General features: G+C 54.0%; 11 protein-coding genes. 6 read left to right on the forward strand and 5 right to left on the reverse strand.

Going from position 1 to position 15445, the window contains the following annotated elements:
• Positions 1 to 28: 28 nt before the first annotated feature.
• Genes DCC81_RS17145 through DCC81_RS17160 form a run of 4 tightly spaced genes read left to right on the forward strand, consistent with a single transcriptional unit; the run spans position 29 to position 8073 of the window.
• Positions 29 to 2041: a transglutaminase domain-containing protein gene (locus DCC81_RS17145; RefSeq protein WP_133177695.1), complete on the forward strand. Its 2013-nt coding sequence runs from the start codon at positions 29 to 31 to the stop codon at positions 2039 to 2041.
• Between the two features lie 20 nt (positions 2042 to 2061).
• Positions 2062 to 4077, forward strand: a complete 2016-nt coding sequence (locus DCC81_RS17150; protein ID WP_108687809.1) for a transglutaminase domain-containing protein — start codon at positions 2062 to 2064, stop codon at positions 4075 to 4077.
• Positions 4078 to 4120: 43 nt separating this feature from the next.
• The gene (locus DCC81_RS17155) at positions 4121 to 6157 is read left to right on the forward strand and encodes a transglutaminase-like domain-containing protein (protein WP_165806623.1); all 2037 of its coding nucleotides are present in this window, start codon (positions 4121 to 4123) and stop codon (positions 6155 to 6157) included.
• Positions 6157 to 8073, forward strand: coding sequence for a DUF3857 domain-containing protein (locus tag DCC81_RS17160; RefSeq protein WP_108687811.1), 1917 nt, complete (start codon positions 6157 to 6159; stop codon positions 8071 to 8073). Before DCC81_RS17155 ends, DCC81_RS17160 begins: the two co-directional genes overlap by 1 nt.
• Positions 8074 to 8196: 123 nt before the next feature.
• On the opposite strand, the gene DCC81_RS17165 is transcribed toward DCC81_RS17160, so the two are convergent.
• On the reverse strand, positions 8197 to 9021 hold the full coding sequence (locus tag DCC81_RS17165) for a DUF937 domain-containing protein (protein WP_108687812.1): 825 nt from the start codon (positions 9019 to 9021) through the stop codon (positions 8197 to 8199).
• A gap of 279 nt (positions 9022 to 9300) precedes the next feature.
• On the opposite strand from DCC81_RS17165, the gene clpB reads away from it, so the two are divergent.
• Both clpB and DCC81_RS17175 read left to right on the forward strand, forming a co-directional pair.
• Positions 9301 to 11934 carry an ATP-dependent chaperone ClpB gene (clpB, locus tag DCC81_RS17170; RefSeq protein WP_108687813.1) on the forward strand — a complete coding sequence of 878 codons (2634 nt, stop codon included), beginning with the start codon at positions 9301 to 9303 and terminating at the stop codon, positions 11932 to 11934.
• A gap of 112 nt (positions 11935 to 12046) precedes the next feature.
• Positions 12047 to 12523: a nucleoside deaminase gene (locus DCC81_RS17175; protein ID WP_108687814.1), complete on the forward strand. Its 477-nt coding sequence runs from the start codon at positions 12047 to 12049 to the stop codon at positions 12521 to 12523.
• A 154-nt stretch (positions 12524 to 12677) separates the two neighbouring features.
• Here DCC81_RS17175 and DCC81_RS17180 read toward each other — a convergent pair whose 3' ends face one another.
• The 4 genes from DCC81_RS17180 to DCC81_RS17195 all read right to left on the reverse strand — a co-directional run bounded on the left by DCC81_RS17180 (position 12678) and on the right by DCC81_RS17195 (position 15400).
• Complete coding sequence (locus tag DCC81_RS17180; RefSeq protein WP_108687815.1) at positions 12678 to 13031, reverse strand: anti-sigma factor family protein; 354 nt, start codon at positions 13029 to 13031, stop codon at positions 12678 to 12680.
• A gap of 18 nt (positions 13032 to 13049) precedes the next feature.
• A complete protein-coding gene (locus tag DCC81_RS17185) occupies positions 13050 to 13631 on the reverse strand; it encodes an RNA polymerase sigma factor (protein WP_240613010.1) in 582 nt (193 codons plus the stop codon).
• 88 nt (positions 13632 to 13719) lie between these two features.
• Positions 13720 to 14844: a tetratricopeptide repeat protein gene (locus DCC81_RS17190; RefSeq protein WP_108687817.1), complete on the reverse strand. Its 1125-nt coding sequence runs from the start codon at positions 14842 to 14844 to the stop codon at positions 13720 to 13722.
• A complete protein-coding gene (locus DCC81_RS17195; protein WP_133177696.1) occupies positions 14834 to 15400 on the reverse strand; it encodes a sigma-70 family RNA polymerase sigma factor in 567 nt (188 codons plus the stop codon). The genes DCC81_RS17190 and DCC81_RS17195 overlap by 11 nt, the downstream gene beginning before the upstream one ends.
• Positions 15401 to 15445 lie beyond the last annotated feature (45 nt).

Consider the following 15445-nt stretch of genomic DNA (forward strand, 5'->3'; position numbering starts at 1 on the left):
TATCCCTCATGTGAACCTGTACGGCAGTATGTTGCGTTTTGTTTTAGCAGCCCTGGTCTTACTGACCACCCCTACCAGGCTGCAGGCCCAGGAGAAAAGCCCCTGCCAGTTTGGCCAGGTGTCTGTGGACGATTTCCGTCCCACCAGTTATGCAGTGGACACGGGCGCCGCAGCCGTGTACCTGGCAGACGTGGGCAAGGCTTCCTACAATGACCGCAGCGGTGACCTGGAACTGGAATTTACCCGCTACACCCGCATTCACATCCTCCACAAAAACGGCTACGATGAAGCCACCTTTACCATCCCTTTATACAGTGGCAATGCCGGCAAGCCGGATGTGCTGAACGACCTCAAAGCTGTAACCTACAACCTGGAAAACGGCCGCGTGGTGGCCACAAAACTGGATATCAAAACCATCTTCACAGAAAAGGAGGACCGGGAATGGGTAGTGAAAAAGTTTTCCATGCCCGCCGTGAAAGAAGGCTCCATCGTAGAGGTAAGTTATACGCGCTCCGGTTATGTGGACCGTACCCCGCCCAGTTGGGACTTCCAAGGCAGCTGCCCCCGTATCTGGAGCGGCTATACGGTGAGCATCCCGCAATGGTACGGCTTCGTTTTCCTGCGCCAGGGATATTATGATGTGGACTACGATAGCAAGGAACGGGTGGCCAACTTTGCATTTAACTACACACCCACCGGGGCGCACGAGGCCCACCGCGGCATCGCATCCGTGAGCGTTACTGACCACTTTTTCTCCGCCCGTAACCTGCCCGGCCTGCGCGATGAAAGTTTTACCACCACCCTGCGCAACCACCTGTGCCGCGTGGAGTTTCAGCTGGCATCCGTGCATTATCCCAACAGTGATGAGCACAGGATACTGTCCACCTGGCCCCAGATGCAGGAAGAGCTGTTCCGGGATGCCACGTTTGGCGCACCACTTATGGAGGACAACGTATTCCTGGAGGATGTGATAAAACAACTGACCGCCAAAGCGCCCAATGACACGGAAAAAGCAAAGGCTATCTATCGCTGGGTACAGCAACACATGACCTGCACCGGTTACAGCGGCATGTACATGGAGGCACCCGGCCTGCGCCATGTATTTACCAGCGGCAGGGGCACCGGGGCGGATATTAACCTGCTGCTGGTGGCCATGCTCAGGAAAGCCGGGCTGGAAGCCTGGCCCCTGATCCTCAGCACCCGCGCGCACGGCAAAACGTATGAAGAATATCCCCTGCACCGCCGCTTTGATTATGTAACAGCGTGGGTGCAGGCAGATGGACGGGAATACAACCTGGACGGCTCCCGCGGGCACCTGGGCTTCGGGCACCTGCCGCTTTATCTTTATAACGGGCATGCCCGCCTGATGAGCCCCGAAGCTCCCGCACGCTACTTCAACGCAGACACGCTGCACGAAAACCTGGTGACGGCCGTGCGCATGAACGTGGCCGCCAATGGCAATGTGAAAGGCACCTACACGGAGCAGGAAGGCTACTATCGCTCCCTGCACCTCCGCGATGATGTGGCAAGCCAGGGCCAGGACGCATTCCGGCAAAGGTTGGCCCGCATCCTGGGCAACGATGCCACCGTGAGCAACCTGCAACTGATTAACCTCGATAGCATAGATGCCCCGGTGGCTGAAAATTTTGATTTTGAATGGGAGCACAACGGGGATGGAAGCCGTTTGTACCTCCATCCCATCGTGGGGCAGGTGCAGGTGCGCAATCCTTTCACGGCCATGGAGCGGCGTTACCCGGTGGAGATGAGTTATATGGACAATGAAACGTATATTGCCTCCATTCTTATACCGCCCGGCTACGTGGTGGAAGGCGTGCCTGCACCGGCAAACATAACCCTACCCGATGGTGCCGCTACTTTCCGCTACCAGCTGCGCCAGGATGGAAACCTGGTGCAGGTAAGGGTGATGCTTAATTTTAACCGCGCTGTCTTTAGCCCTGAAGAATATGAAGGCTTGCGCCGTTTTTTTGATCTTATTGTAAACAAGGAAGCGGAGTTATTGGTGCTCCGGAAACAATCATAAATCCAACACCCCGATACTGTATGCGTAGATTTCATTTATTGTCCCTGTTCCTGCTGACCAGTCTTTCCACACTGGGCCAGGAGAAAAATCCATATACTTTTGGCAAGGTGTCCCCGGAGGATTTTCATAAGGCGCCCTACGCGATAGATTCCGGTGCGGCGGCGGTGATCCTGGCAGATGCCGGTGCCGCTGAATTTGACGGGCGCACGGGAGACATGGAGCTGCTTACCCACCGTTATCTGCGGGCACACATCCTCAAAAAGGCAGGTTACGCCGCCGCGGAGTTTGAAGTGTACCTCAATGATGAACGTACAGACCGGTCAGATGTGCTCCAGCACCTGCGCGGCTCCACCTACAACCTGGAAAACGGCGCGGTGGTGGAAACAAAGCTGGACCCTGCCCAGGTGTACGTTACCAAAAACAAGGAAGACCACCTGGTGCGTTTTACGATGCCCAATGTGAAAGAAGGATCCATCATAGAAGTAAGCTACGATTGCCAGTACTATTCCATGAACTCACCGGCTCCCTGGTATTTCCAGGGACAATATCCCGTGCTATGGAGCCAGTTTACCATGCAGGTGCCAAGCTTTTATGCCTTCGCAGTGCTGCCGCGCGGCTATTACCAACTGAATGTTACCAAAAAGGAATCACAGGGAAGCTGGCGCTGGCACCAGGATGCAGACCTGTCTACCAGCTACGCCGCCCAGGAAGAAAACGGCAGCGTGTCTGCCCATGTAACCAACTACAGCTACACCATGCACAACCTGCCCGCGCTCAACGTGGAAAGCTATTCCAGCTCCTGGTACAATTTTGCCAGTGGCGTGGAGTTCCAGCTGGCAGCGGTGAATTTTGGCCCGGATGAATCGAACAAACACGAGATCATTCCTACCTGGCCTAAGTTACAGGAAGAGTTGATGAAACGTTCCGACTATGGCGCCCGTCTCCTCGAAGATAATTTCTATCTCAAGGAAGTGGCGGAGAAGCTTACCGCAGGCAAGCAAACAGACCGGGAAAAAGCAGCCGCCATCTTTTACTGGATGCAGCACACCATGGGCCGCAAACCGGAGAATTACCTGCTGGGCCAAACGCCGCTGAAAAAGGCGTTCCAGGAGCGCAAGGGCACCAGCACGGAGATCAACCTGCTGCTGGTGGAAATGCTGCGCGCCGCTAACCTGGACGCATGGCCTATCATCCTCAGCACCCGCGACCATGGATTTACGTACCCCGACTATCCACTGTATCATCAATACAACTACACCATTGCCTGGATCAATCTGCAGGAGGGCCCCTCCATGCTGGACGCATCTGAGCCCGCGCTGGCCTTTGGGCAGTTGCCGCTGCGCTGCTATAACGGGCACGCGCGCCTCATGACGCCCGACGCACCGGCCATCATGCTGAGCCCAGATTCCCTGCACGAAACAGAGGTGACGTATGTACACGCGGAACTGGATGAGGAAGGCAACCTGAGTGGCTCGGCCAGCATCATGGCTGGCTACCACCATGCGCTGCGCCTGCGCCAGCAGGGGATGTCATCCATCAAAGAAAACATTCACGCCGTTACCGGGTTGCCCAAAGAGGTTGCGGTAAGCAACATTGTGGTAGACGGTAAGGACGACCCGGAGGCGCCGCTTACCCTAAAAGCAGATTTTAAACTGGCGCCGGAAGAAAGCAAGCCGGATCTTATTTACCTCACGCCCGTACTGGCAGGGGGCGAAAGCAAAAATCCCTTTACCCAAAATGAGCGCCTCTACCCGGTGGAATTTGGATACACACAGCGCGCCAATTACACCGCCAGTATCACGCTGCCGGATCATTACAAGGTGGAAAGCCTGCCCAAGCCGGCCAATGTAATGCTGCCCGACAGCAGCGCCAGTTTCCGCTACGTGATCCAGCAGGAGGGCAATGCCGTGCAGCTGCGCGTATCCATGGTGTTTAAAAAATCTTTTTTTAAACCGGATGAATATGATGCCCTGCGTGGATTTTTTGATTTTATAGTGAAGAAGGAAGCGGAGACGGTAGTGTTGAAGAAGCAATAACCAGCAAATAGTTTTTCAATCCCAATACATGAAATTAAACTGTATGAACAGAACATTTAAAGCCCTCCTGGGGCTTTGCGCAACCTTGTTTGTAGTACCCGTACTGGCGCAGGACAAGAACAAAGAAAAAATACCTTACCGCTTTGGCAAAGTAACAGCGCAGGACTTTGCCCCCAAGGTATACTCCATCGACTCTGCGGCGCATGCCGTGATCCTTTGCGATGTGGGCAATGCCGGCTACAACTCCAGCAGCGGCAGCATGGAAATGGTATTCCACCGCTATACCCGCGTGCGCATCCTGCACAAGGCGGGCTACGATGCGGCCGATTTTTCCGTGCGCATGCGCAAAGGTGCTTCCGCGGCGGACGATGACCGCCTTACAGACCTGAAAGCCGTTACCTACAACCTGGAAAACGGCCAGGTGGTGGAAACAAAACTGGATAGCAAATCCGTCTTCACCACCAAAGTAACGGACCACATCTTTGATGAATCCTTTACCCTGCCCAATGTGAAGGAAGGGTCCATCATTGAAGTAAGCTACGACCTGCACCGCTTTACCAGCTATGCCCTGCCATCCTGGCGCTTCCAGGGCAAGTACCCGCGGGAGTGGTGTGAGTACGATGTGAGCATTCCCGAGCTGTTTAATTTCGTGTTCATGCGCCAGGGTTACTACCCGGTTACAGAGAGCAAGGAAACGCGCCTGGAGCGCTTCCACATCCGCTATGAGCCGGATGGCGCTACCGGCCGTTCTGAATCATCAGACCTGGAGCAGAACGTTACTGACTACCGCTTTGTAAGCCACAATATGCCGGCGCTGCACGAAGAGCCTTTCACGACCACCATCCGCAACCATGAGCAGGCTATCACATTTCAGCTGGCTTCTATCCGGTGGCCGAGTGGGGTTACTAAAAATGTATTGGGCTCCTGGAGCCAGCTGGCCCAGTCCCTCCTGGAAGATGAGAACTTTGGCGCCTCGCTGAGCAAGAACAACGGGTACCTGGCCGATGTAGTGAAGCAGGTGACCGCCGGCGCGCAAACGGGGGAAGAAAAAGCCCGCCGCCTGTACGCATACATCCAGCATAATTACTCCTGCACGGAAGCAGAACGCCTGTACATGGATGAAGATGGTCTGAAAGCTGTTTTCAATAATAAGAAGGGCAATAGTACTGCGCTGAACCTCTTGCTGGTGGCCATGTTGCGCCGGGCAGGCCTGCAGGCATGGCCCATCATCCTCAGTACGCGCGATAATGGTACCACACCGGCCATGTACCCGCTGGCAGACCGTTATAACTATGTTGTTGTGTATGCACAGGATGGTGACCAGGCTTTTTCCATGGATGCATCCCGGCCCCTGCTGGGCTTCAACCACCTGCCCCTGGAATGCTACAACGGGCATGCCCGCATGGTGACGCCGGACATGCCGGCGGTATTCCTGGAAGCAGATTCCCTGCAGGAACTGGACAGGACGACGGTGATGGCCACGCTGGATAGTACCGGTAACCTGACCGGTAACGTACAGTCGCAACCGGGGTATTATGGCTCTTATAAGATCCGGCGCGATATACACGATAAAGGCAATGCCAGCTTTTTTAAAGAAACCGGGAAGTCTTTTTACAACGATGCACTGATCAGTAATGAACAGGTGTCTGACCTCGACAGCCTGGATGTACCGTTGATGACCTCTTTTGATTTCAAGGTGAATAGCACCGGGGATGAAGACCATCTGTACCTGACACCTTTATTCGGTGCTGCTACCCGTGAAAATCCTTTTGCCGCAGTGGAACGCCGCTACCCGGTGGAGTTTCCCTACATGATGTGGGAGATGTATACGCTCAACCTGGCACTGCCGCCTAATTACGAAGTGGAGGAACTGCCCAAACCCGCGGTGGTAAAACTCAATGAAGTGGATGGCGTGTTCCAGTACCTGGTGCAGGCCTCCGCGGAGAATGTACAGCTGCGCGTGGTAGTACACCTTACCCGTGCTAATTTCCAGCCGGAGGAGTACAACGACCTCCGTGCATTTTTCGATTACATTGTAAAAAAAGAAGCCGAGCAGATCGTGCTAAAAAAGAAAGCCTGATGAAGAAGTTATGGTGTAGCGCTGCCTTACTGATGGCGGCTTTTAGCGGCATTAAAGCACAGGACATGCGCCCGGAGCTGGCCGCCGCCCTCATACCGGACAGCCTGAAGAAAAATGCACATGCCGTGGTGCGGGAAAGCACGGAAACCTTCCGCATGGAAGAGCTGAGCCGCAGCCACAATATCCGGCATTATACCGTTACCATCCTCGATCCGGAGGGTGACCGCTATGGTGTCATTATCCATACTTACACGCCTGGCCTGTATGAAGTGGCGGGCGTAAAAGCTACGCTCTATGATGCCAATGGCATGCGTGTAAGGAAGATGAAAATGTCGGATATGGAGGATGGCAACTATGACGTAGATGGCGCCATGGTAGACGATACGCGGTACAAATACTACAACTTTTCCTGCCACCAGTATCCTTACACGGTGGACTATGAGCTGGATATAAAAATGTATAACAGCTACAGCTTCCCGGACTGGCTCCCGCAGGAGCGGGAAGATGTGGCCGTGCAACATAGCGCCCTCTCCGTGCAGCTGCCGGATAATTACCCGCTGCGCTACCGGTTGGGCCGCGTAGGCAAGCCAAAGGAAAGCGCCCCGGAAAAGGGCATGCACCAGTACGACTGGACGGTGAGCGGCCTTTGCGCCATGCCGCATGAAGCCATGGCAGAGGCGTGGAGCCGCCGCAGCCCCAATGTGCTCACCGGCCCCGGCGACTTTGAAATGCAGCGCTATAAGGGCAACCTGGATAGCTGGAGTAACATGGGTAAATTCTTCAGTACCCTCAATGCAAACCGGGATGTGCTGCCGGACGCCATGATCGCAAAGGTGCACCAGCTCACAGATACCCTGAAGACCGTGGATCAGAAAATAGCGGCCCTGTACCAATACCTGCAGCAGAACACCCGCTATGTAAATATTTCCCTGGGCATAGGCGGTCTGCAAACCTACGATGCGCAATACGTAGCCAGGCGTGGTTACGGGGATTGTAAGGCCTTGTCCAACTACATGCAAAGCCTCCTCAAGGCAGCCGGCATTCCTTCCAGTTGTGTGCTCATTCACGGCGGCAGTTATGAAACAGATTTCATCCCCGATTTTGTAAGTGACCAGTTTAATCACGTGATCGTAATGGTGCCGCATAACCAGGATACCACCTGGCTGGAATGCACCAGCCAGACGCTGTTTCCCGGTTACCTGAGCGCTTTCACATCTAACCGCTATTGCCTGGCCGTTACCCCCGATGGAGGTGCCCTGGTGCACACGCCTACGTATAAAATGGAAGACAACCGCCGTAATTCCTTTATGCAGGTAACGGTGGATGAAACGGGCAATGCCCACATGGACTGTACCACGCACTACACCGGGCAGGAACAGGATGGCCGCCACCAGCTCATTCACAACCGCTCTAAAGAAGAGATCCTGCGTGCCCTGAAAGACGCCTATAGCCTGCCTACCTACGACGTGGCCGGCTATACCTGGCAAGAGTATCCGGGAAGGATTCCTGCCATTGATGAACACATTCAGCTGGATGTAAATGGCTATGCACAGGTGACCGGGAAGCGCCTCTTCGTGGTGCCCAATGTGCTGCATCACTCCGGGGTGAAACTGAATAAGGATACCGTCCGCACGGCAAACCTGCAGTTGGATGATACCTATCATTACAGCGATACCACCCGCTTCACACTTCCCGGTGGGTACAAGGCAGAAGCCCTGCCCAGGGCACAGGACCTGCACAGCGCCTTTGGCGACTATCACTGCGAGGTACAGCTGAAAGACAACCAGCTTACCTACATCCGTGATTTTAAACAGCGCAGCGGCATCTTCCCCGCGGCCTCCTACCAGGATGCTGTGAATTTCTATGATGCGGTGTACAAAGCGGATAGGAGCAGGGCGGTGTTTGTGAAGGAATGATGTGCCGGCGGAGGACCTAAGACCTGGTACCTAAGACAAAATGCCTAATGCAATTTCCCAAAAGACAAATTCCAACCTGCAAACAAATGTGGGTTGGAATTTGTCTTTTTAATATAGGGTTGGTTAATGTTTGATAGTATCCACCTGTTGCGAAGTGGTAGTGGTGGTGGTGGTCACCACAGTATCTGCAGTGGGAATAGTGGACACTGTGGTATCGCTGGTGGTGAGCCTGTTTTTCGTATCGTGGTTGCCGCTTAAGAAGAACCAGGCGGCGCCAATGATGATGATCAGGATCACAAATACCAGTGCCACGGGAAAGCTGCGTTTGCGGTGCTCCCGGTAGTGATGGTTGGCCGAAGGCCTGGCATAAGCGGCGTGTGCGCGGTGAATGCGTTCCCCCACATCTGCCAGCGCTGGCAGGCCCAGGATGCCGGCTACCGGGATGCCGGAAGGCACGGCGCTGATAATACGGTCGCGCTGGTCGTGCAGGAGGGCTACCACGCCGCCGGGGCCCAGGTTGTTGGCGCCCGCGTATTGGCCGATTACGCTGTAGGCGGCGGGTATCACCGCGTTCAGGAGGGAGAGGGCGGAAGACTCGCGGACGGCCGCATAAGCGGCTACCAGGGCGGCCAGGCCGGCGGTTTTATCGCCAAAGAGGTTATGGCCCCAGTCCGTGGCGCCCGGTGCAAAAGCAGCCCCGGGAGCAAACACGGTGCTGCCAAAACTAACGGGCGGGGCAGTATTCGCCGCGTCGCGGCTGTAGGCAAGTATGTTGCTGGCCCCGGCGTCGCTGCCGGCCTGGTATAAGATGCCGGTCAGTGCGGAGGGTATCAGCCCGTGAATTGCTTTTTGTACATTCGTATCGGCCTCTCCCAGTTGGGTAGCTGCCCGGCTGATAACGTCCGCCGTGAAAAGATTGCGGGTGCTGTCTACAAGGTCAAGTGACATAGTTGTAATTTTTAAGTGGTTAAGGTTGGATCTGGAGAAACAAGTACAGGATACTAGGTGCCAAAAGCATGCCCAGCCTGGTTAGCCGGGGCCGCCTTGGCTTACATAATGGCAGGGTTTGTTAAAGATAACTGGCAAAAGATCAGTTTTTTACGCGCGGGAATGACAGAATAACCGCTTCACTTTACTGGTGTATAATTTGTTACGTACAGGGAAAGCAATGCGGGGAATTTTACCCCGTAAATCCCAGTGCTTTTTTCATAAAAGGAAACAAAACGTATGAACCTGAATAACTTCACCATTAAATCACAGGAAACCCTGCAAAGGGCGCAGCAGATTGCATTTAATATGCAACACCAATCCCTGGAAACAGGTCATTTGCTGAAAGCATTGCTCGATGATGATGATAACAGCATCGACTACCTGCTGAAGAAAAATGATGTGAATACAGTATTGCTGCAGTCCAAGCTGGATGAAACCCTGCGCAAATACCCCAAAGTGACCAGCGGGGAGCCGGGCCAGATGCTGAGCCGCGAGGCGAATAATGCACTGCTGCGCGCCGGCGCTTCCATTGCCGAATTCAAAGATGAATTTGTGAGCGTGGAGCACCTGCTGCTGGGCATCCTCGCCGGTAGTGACGATACCGCCAAAGCCCTTAAGGATGCAGGCCTCACCGAAAAAGGACTGAAGGCCGCCATTCGCGAGCTGCGCAAAGGACAAACAGTCAATTCGCAGACCAGCGATCAACAATATAACAGCCTGCAGAAATATGCCAAGAACCTCAACGAACTGGCCCGCGCCGGTAAGCTGGACCCGGTGATCGGCCGCGACGAAGAGATCCGCCGCACCCTGCACATCCTCAGCCGCCGCTCCAAGAACAATCCCATCCTGGTGGGCGAGCCCGGTGTAGGTAAAACTGCTATCGCAGAGGGCCTGGCCCACCGCGTGATCAGCGGCGACGTGCCGGACAACCTGAAGTCGCGCATCATCTTCGCCCTGGACATGGGGGCCATGATGGCCGGCGCCAAGTACCGCGGGGAGTTTGAAGAACGCCTCAAGGCAGTGATCAAAGAAGTGTCTGAAAGCGATGGGAACATCATCCTCTTTATAGATGAGATCCATACGCTGGTAGGCGCTGGTGCCATGGAAGGCGCCATGGATGCGGCAAACATCCTGAAGCCGGCCCTGGCCCGCGGGGAGCTCCGCGCCATTGGTGCCACCACGCTGAATGAATACCAGAAATATTTTGAGAAAGATAAAGCCCTGGAACGCCGCTTCCAGAAAGTAATGGTGGACGAGCCTTCCGTGGAAGACGCTATCTCCATTCTCCGTGGCCTTAAAGAACGCTATGAAAGCCATCACCATGTGCTGATCAAAGACGAAGCGATCATTGCCGCCGTGGAAATGTCGCACCGCTACATTACAGACCGTTTCCTGCCCGATAAGGCCATTGACCTTATCGACGAAAGCGCGGCAAAACTGCGCCTGGAAATGAATTCCATGCCGGAAGAACTGGATGAACTGGAACGCCGCATCCGTCAGCTGGAAATTGAGCGTGAAGCCATCAAACGGGAAAACGACGACCAGAAACTGTCAGACCTCAACGCGGAAATAGCCCGCCTGAGCGAAGACCGCAATACATTCAAAGCAAAATGGCAGCAGGAAAAAGAAGTGGTAGACAAAGTGCAGAGTGCCAAAGCTGCGATTGAAAACCTGAAGCTGGAAGCCGATCAGGCAGAACGGAACGGGGAATATGGCCGGGTGGCCGAGATCCGTTACGGTAAAGTAAAAGAACAGGAAGCCCTCGTGGCAAAATATACCGCAGAACTGAACGCGATGAGCAGCTCCCACAAGCGACTGCTCAAGGAAGAAGTAGATGCGGAAGACATTGCAGAAAATGTGTCCAAAGCCACCGGCATACCGGTAGCGCGCATGCTGCAGAGTGAAAAGGACAAGCTGCTTACCCTGGAAGATGAACTGCACAAACGCGTAGTAGGCCAGGAAGAAGCCATCACCGCGGTGGCAGACGCTATCCGCCGCAGCCGTGCCGGGCTGCAGGATCCCCGCAGGCCTATTGGTTCCTTCATTTTCCTGGGTACCACCGGTGTGGGTAAAACAGAGCTGGCGAAGGCATTGGCATCTTTCCTTTTTGATGATGATGCCATGCTTACCCGCATAGACATGAGTGAATACCAGGAAAAACACAGCGTAAGCCGCCTGGTGGGCGCACCTCCGGGTTATGTAGGGTACGATGAAGGCGGCCAGCTTACAGAGGCTGTGCGCCGCAAACCATACTCCGTGGTGCTGCTGGACGAAATTGAAAAAGCCCACCCGGATGTGTTCAACATCCTGCTGCAGGTGCTGGACGACGGCCGCCTCACAGATAACAAAGGCCGCGTGGTAAATTTCAAGAATACCATTATCATCATGACCAGCAATATGGGCAGCCATATCATCCAGGAAAGGTTTGAAAAAGTAACAGACAGCGACGTGGAAGACGTGGTGGAAAAGACGAAGGAAGAGGTCATGAATTTGTTGAAGATGACCATCCGTCCGGAGTTCTTAAACCGTGTAGATGAAGTGATTATGTTCCAGCCCCTGATGCGCTCAGAAGTGAAGGGAATTATTAACATACAATTACAAAATCTGCGTGAGCTGGTGGCTAAAAATGGCATAGTATTGGAGTTTTCAGACTATACGATCGATTACCTGGCCGAACAGGGTTTTGACCCGCAATTTGGTGCCCGCCCGCTGAAGAGACTGATCCAGAAAGAGATCATCAACCTGCTGAGTAAGAAGATCCTGGCAGGAGATGTGGACAAGAGCAAACCGGTACTGGTCGATGTGTTTGATGGGGTAGTGGTGATCCGGAATGCCGCAGCCAATAATACTATAAGCGCAAGCGTTAATTAATAAGCACTTTTCAACTTTCTATAAATACGACGATATACAGTTACATGACGCCCGGCGATTCCTCGCCGGGTTTTTTCTTTAAATTGCCAAAGACAAGTTCAAGCTTATAAAAATGGGAGACAGAGAACAACGATTTATGGAAATGGCCATCCGCCTTTCCGCGGAGGGGATGGAAAAAGGCGAAGGCGGCCCGTTTGGCGCCATCGTAGTGCAGGGGGATAAAGTTGTGGGCCGTGGCTGGAACCAGGTGCTGCGCACCAACGATCCCACCGCGCACGCGGAAGTAATGGCCATCCGGGATGCCTGTAAGAACCTGGGCACCTTCCAGCTGCACGACTGCGAGATCTACACTTCCTGTGAGCCTTGCCCTATGTGCCTGGGCGCCATTTACTGGGCCCGCCCCCAGCGCGTATATTTTGCCAATACCAAGGCCGATGCCGCCGCCATTGATTTCGACGATTCCTTTATTTACGAAGAGATCAACGTACCCCTGCCCCAGCGCAAGATCCCTTTGATCTCCATGCCCAGCGAGGAAGCATTGCAGGTGTTCCGGGATTGGAAAGAGAAGGGGGATAAGAAACTTTATTGATGACCCTCCGGGGTAATTTTAAAAAAAGCCGTGAAATGCTTCATTGACAGGGGGCCCATACCAGCTTTTGGCAAGAACATATAACTGAAAAGTCCAATACACGCAGGTGCATTGGACTTTTTTTATTAGAGTGTAATTTGCTTTCGTTGGGCCCTTATTTCCTCACATAGAAATAATACGTCCAGAACAACGCCAGTACCAGGAAAATAACGGCGCACACGATCACCACCAAAGAGATCTTAAAGTCCACCGGTCTGCGGGTGCGTGACTTGCGACGGAGTTTGGAGAGGGTTTCCCACTTCATCTGGCGCAGCCAGCCGGGGATCTTTTCCTTTTGCTGAATGGCCATGAGGCCTTCCAGGGCTTCGCTGCACATTTCACAGTCAGTGATGTGCAACTCAATGGCATGGCGCTCCTCCGGGCTTAGCTTGCCCTGCACATAGTCCAGCAGCTGCTCCTGGGAAGGGCAGGTGGTCGTCACAAAAATATCGTCGAAAGATGCTTTCATATGCCTTACAAAAATAAACTAACGGGACTTAAAAGCGCCCTGTTTTTCCATGAACAGGCGCAGGTTGCGCTTCCCGTTCTGGATATGACTTTTCACTTGTAGCAATGTGTAGGGCGTGGTGTCTGCAATTTCCTGGTAAGATTGCTTTCCCAGGTAGAACTTCGTTACACACACACGTTGTGGTTCATTGAGCTGCTGCAGGGCGGCTTCCATGTGTTCCAGCGCGGCCTCCTTTTCCACGGGGTTGAGTGCCTGCTCGGCACCACTGTCCAGTTGCTCTGCATGTTGTTCCGTGATCGCTGCCGGGTGCCGCCGCTCCGGGTGGCGCAGCTGCATAAGGCAGTAGTTCTTGGTCACCTGGTAGATCCAGGCATGGAAATATTGCACCTCGTGCTTGTGAATATCAGATAATACTTTCAGGAAGATCTGTTGCACTGCATCGCGGGCATCCTCTTCATTCTTCAGGTATTTCATGCACACACCCAGCAGTTGCAGTGCATAGCGGTCAAACAGGATGCCCACCCAATAGCTGTCGCCATCGGTCTTATAGCGCTGGAGCAGTTCCTGGTCGCTCATATCGTTGTGCAGTCGTTGATTCACGGGCTAAAGATAGTGTGGATAGGATGCAAGGGGGATAGGGATTCCATAAATCTTTTTGTCCTGGGTCTTAGGTCTTAAGTCTTAGGTCCTATTCCGCATCAGACTTATCACTATCAATGGCAGCCTGGGCCTGTGCTTTCATGCTGCCGTTCATTTTTACCACTTCCTTGAAGAGGCGCTTGGCCTTGGCATGGTGGCCCTGGGCTTTGTAGCACTGGGCCATCTGGTATTTAGACAGCTCCACGTATTTGGGTGCGCCGGAATTGATGATGTTCCTGTAGCGCACAATGGCCTCATTCAGATCGCCATCCTGCTGGGATACGCGGGCGGCTTTGTACATGAATTCGTCCAGGGAAGTGCCGCCGGGTGTGTCATCGTTCTTTTTGGATGCTTCCGGTTTGGGTGCTTCCGTTTTGGCTACGTCCTTTTTGGGCGGTGTTTTGTCGTCCGTCTTATCATCCGGTTTGGAAGGGAGCGTTTTCTTGGCGCTGTCCGGCGCCTTTGCTACTGCGGGCGTTTTGGAGGCCGTGTCTACGGGCTTTTTAGGGGTTGCTTTGGCGCTGTCCTTACGCGCGGCAACACTGGCAGCGCTGGCGGTTGCTGGTGTTGCGGCCGGCGTTTTAGCGGCGCTATCGGGCTTGTGGACCGGCGCGGTGGTGGCAGGAGGTGGCGCTGCGGTGAGCGGGGCCTGGGGGGCGGGGGCCGGGGTGCTTTTCAGGGTGTCCGGATGGCGGGCGGCCGGGTGTTCCAGGTCGGCAGCAGTATTGGCGGGAATGGCGGCGCTGCTTTGTGCAATGGGCTGCAGGCCGGCATTGCGTTGCTGGCGCTGGAAGCCGTTGTATACATACACGCCGCCGGCAATGAGCACTACGGTGGCTACCAGCCAGAAAATGGCCAGCAGGCTTTCGCGGTTGCGCTCCTTGCGGATGGCGGTTTCTTTTTTCTTTACCTGTGATTCAGGGCGGATATTGACGTGGATATATTGCTGCAACTGGCCTACCAGCGTGGCATAGCGGCTGCGGTGCGTCTCGTTTTCCAGGATGCGCATGGCCTCGTTGCATAGATCGCAGTCCACCAGGTGTTGTTCCACCAGGTGCTTTTCCAGGTCGGTGAGCTTACCCTCGATATAACGGGGCAGCTGGTCGCGGTTGAGGCAACGCACCGGGGTGAATATTTTGAGCAACTTTGGGTTGGCAGATCCGTTATTGGCCATAAGATTGTTCCATCATTTGTACAGCTAATTTACGCTTGGCCGATTTGAGGGCCAGGCGCACTTTTTCGGTCGTAATATTCCTCGCTTTTGCCATATCGCTGAAAGAGCGGTTGTCTATATAAAAGCCGGTGAGGGCCTGTTGTTCTTCTTTAGAAAGTGTGGCCATGGCTTTTTCCAGCTGGGTGGCCATGCGTTCGGTGGAGATGGTATTGGTGAGCGCACTTTCCACCTGCTGTTCTATACCAAGCAGGGCCCGCTTTTCGCGCGACGGGTAGGGCAGGGGTTTATCCTGCTTGCTTTGCATATTACGGATGGCCTGGTGCAGCCATTCATTCATCTTGTAGATAGAATCCGTTTTAAGACCAGCCCGCAGTTTTTCCAGCAGCGCAGGAAACACGACCCCGGCATTGCGTTCTGCATTGAGCCAGGGCAGGCAGGTAGCCACCATCAGGTGGCCATAACGCTCCAGGAGCACGGCTTCCGCCTCCTGGTCCTTTCCCTTCTTGTTGCGTACAATGAGTTCCTTGTCGGATAAATTGTGAAGCTGCTGCTGCATAGCGGAATATTCTTTATAATTTACGCTTTTTATAGCCCGATTATA

Origin of the sequence: Chitinophaga parva, from assembly GCF_003071345.1 — a bacterium.
Taxonomy (GTDB): Bacteria; Bacteroidota; Bacteroidia; order Chitinophagales; family Chitinophagaceae; genus Chitinophaga; species Chitinophaga parva.

Coding starts and splice junctions, on each gene's coding strand:
- clpB (WP_108687813.1), top strand. CDS start 9,301: ATGAACCTGAATAACTTCACCATTAAATCACAGGAAACCCTGCAAAGG.
- DCC81_RS17165 (WP_108687812.1), bottom strand. CDS start 9,021: ATGTCACTTGACCTTGTAGACAGCACCCGCAATCTTTTCACGGCGGAC.
- DCC81_RS17195 (WP_133177696.1), bottom strand. CDS start 15,400: ATGCAGCAGCAGCTTCACAATTTATCCGACAAGGAACTCATTGTACGC.
- DCC81_RS17175 (WP_108687814.1), top strand. CDS start 12,047: ATGGGAGACAGAGAACAACGATTTATGGAAATGGCCATCCGCCTTTCC.
- DCC81_RS17160 (WP_108687811.1), top strand. CDS start 6,157: ATGAAGAAGTTATGGTGTAGCGCTGCCTTACTGATGGCGGCTTTTAGC.
- DCC81_RS17155 (WP_165806623.1), top strand. CDS start 4,121: ATGAACAGAACATTTAAAGCCCTCCTGGGGCTTTGCGCAACCTTGTTT.
- DCC81_RS17190 (WP_108687817.1), bottom strand. CDS start 14,844: ATGGCCAATAACGGATCTGCCAACCCAAAGTTGCTCAAAATATTCACC.
- DCC81_RS17145 (WP_133177695.1), top strand. CDS start 29: ATGTTGCGTTTTGTTTTAGCAGCCCTGGTCTTACTGACCACCCCTACC.
- DCC81_RS17180 (WP_108687815.1), bottom strand. CDS start 13,031: ATGAAAGCATCTTTCGACGATATTTTTGTGACGACCACCTGCCCTTCC.
- DCC81_RS17150 (WP_108687809.1), top strand. CDS start 2,062: ATGCGTAGATTTCATTTATTGTCCCTGTTCCTGCTGACCAGTCTTTCC.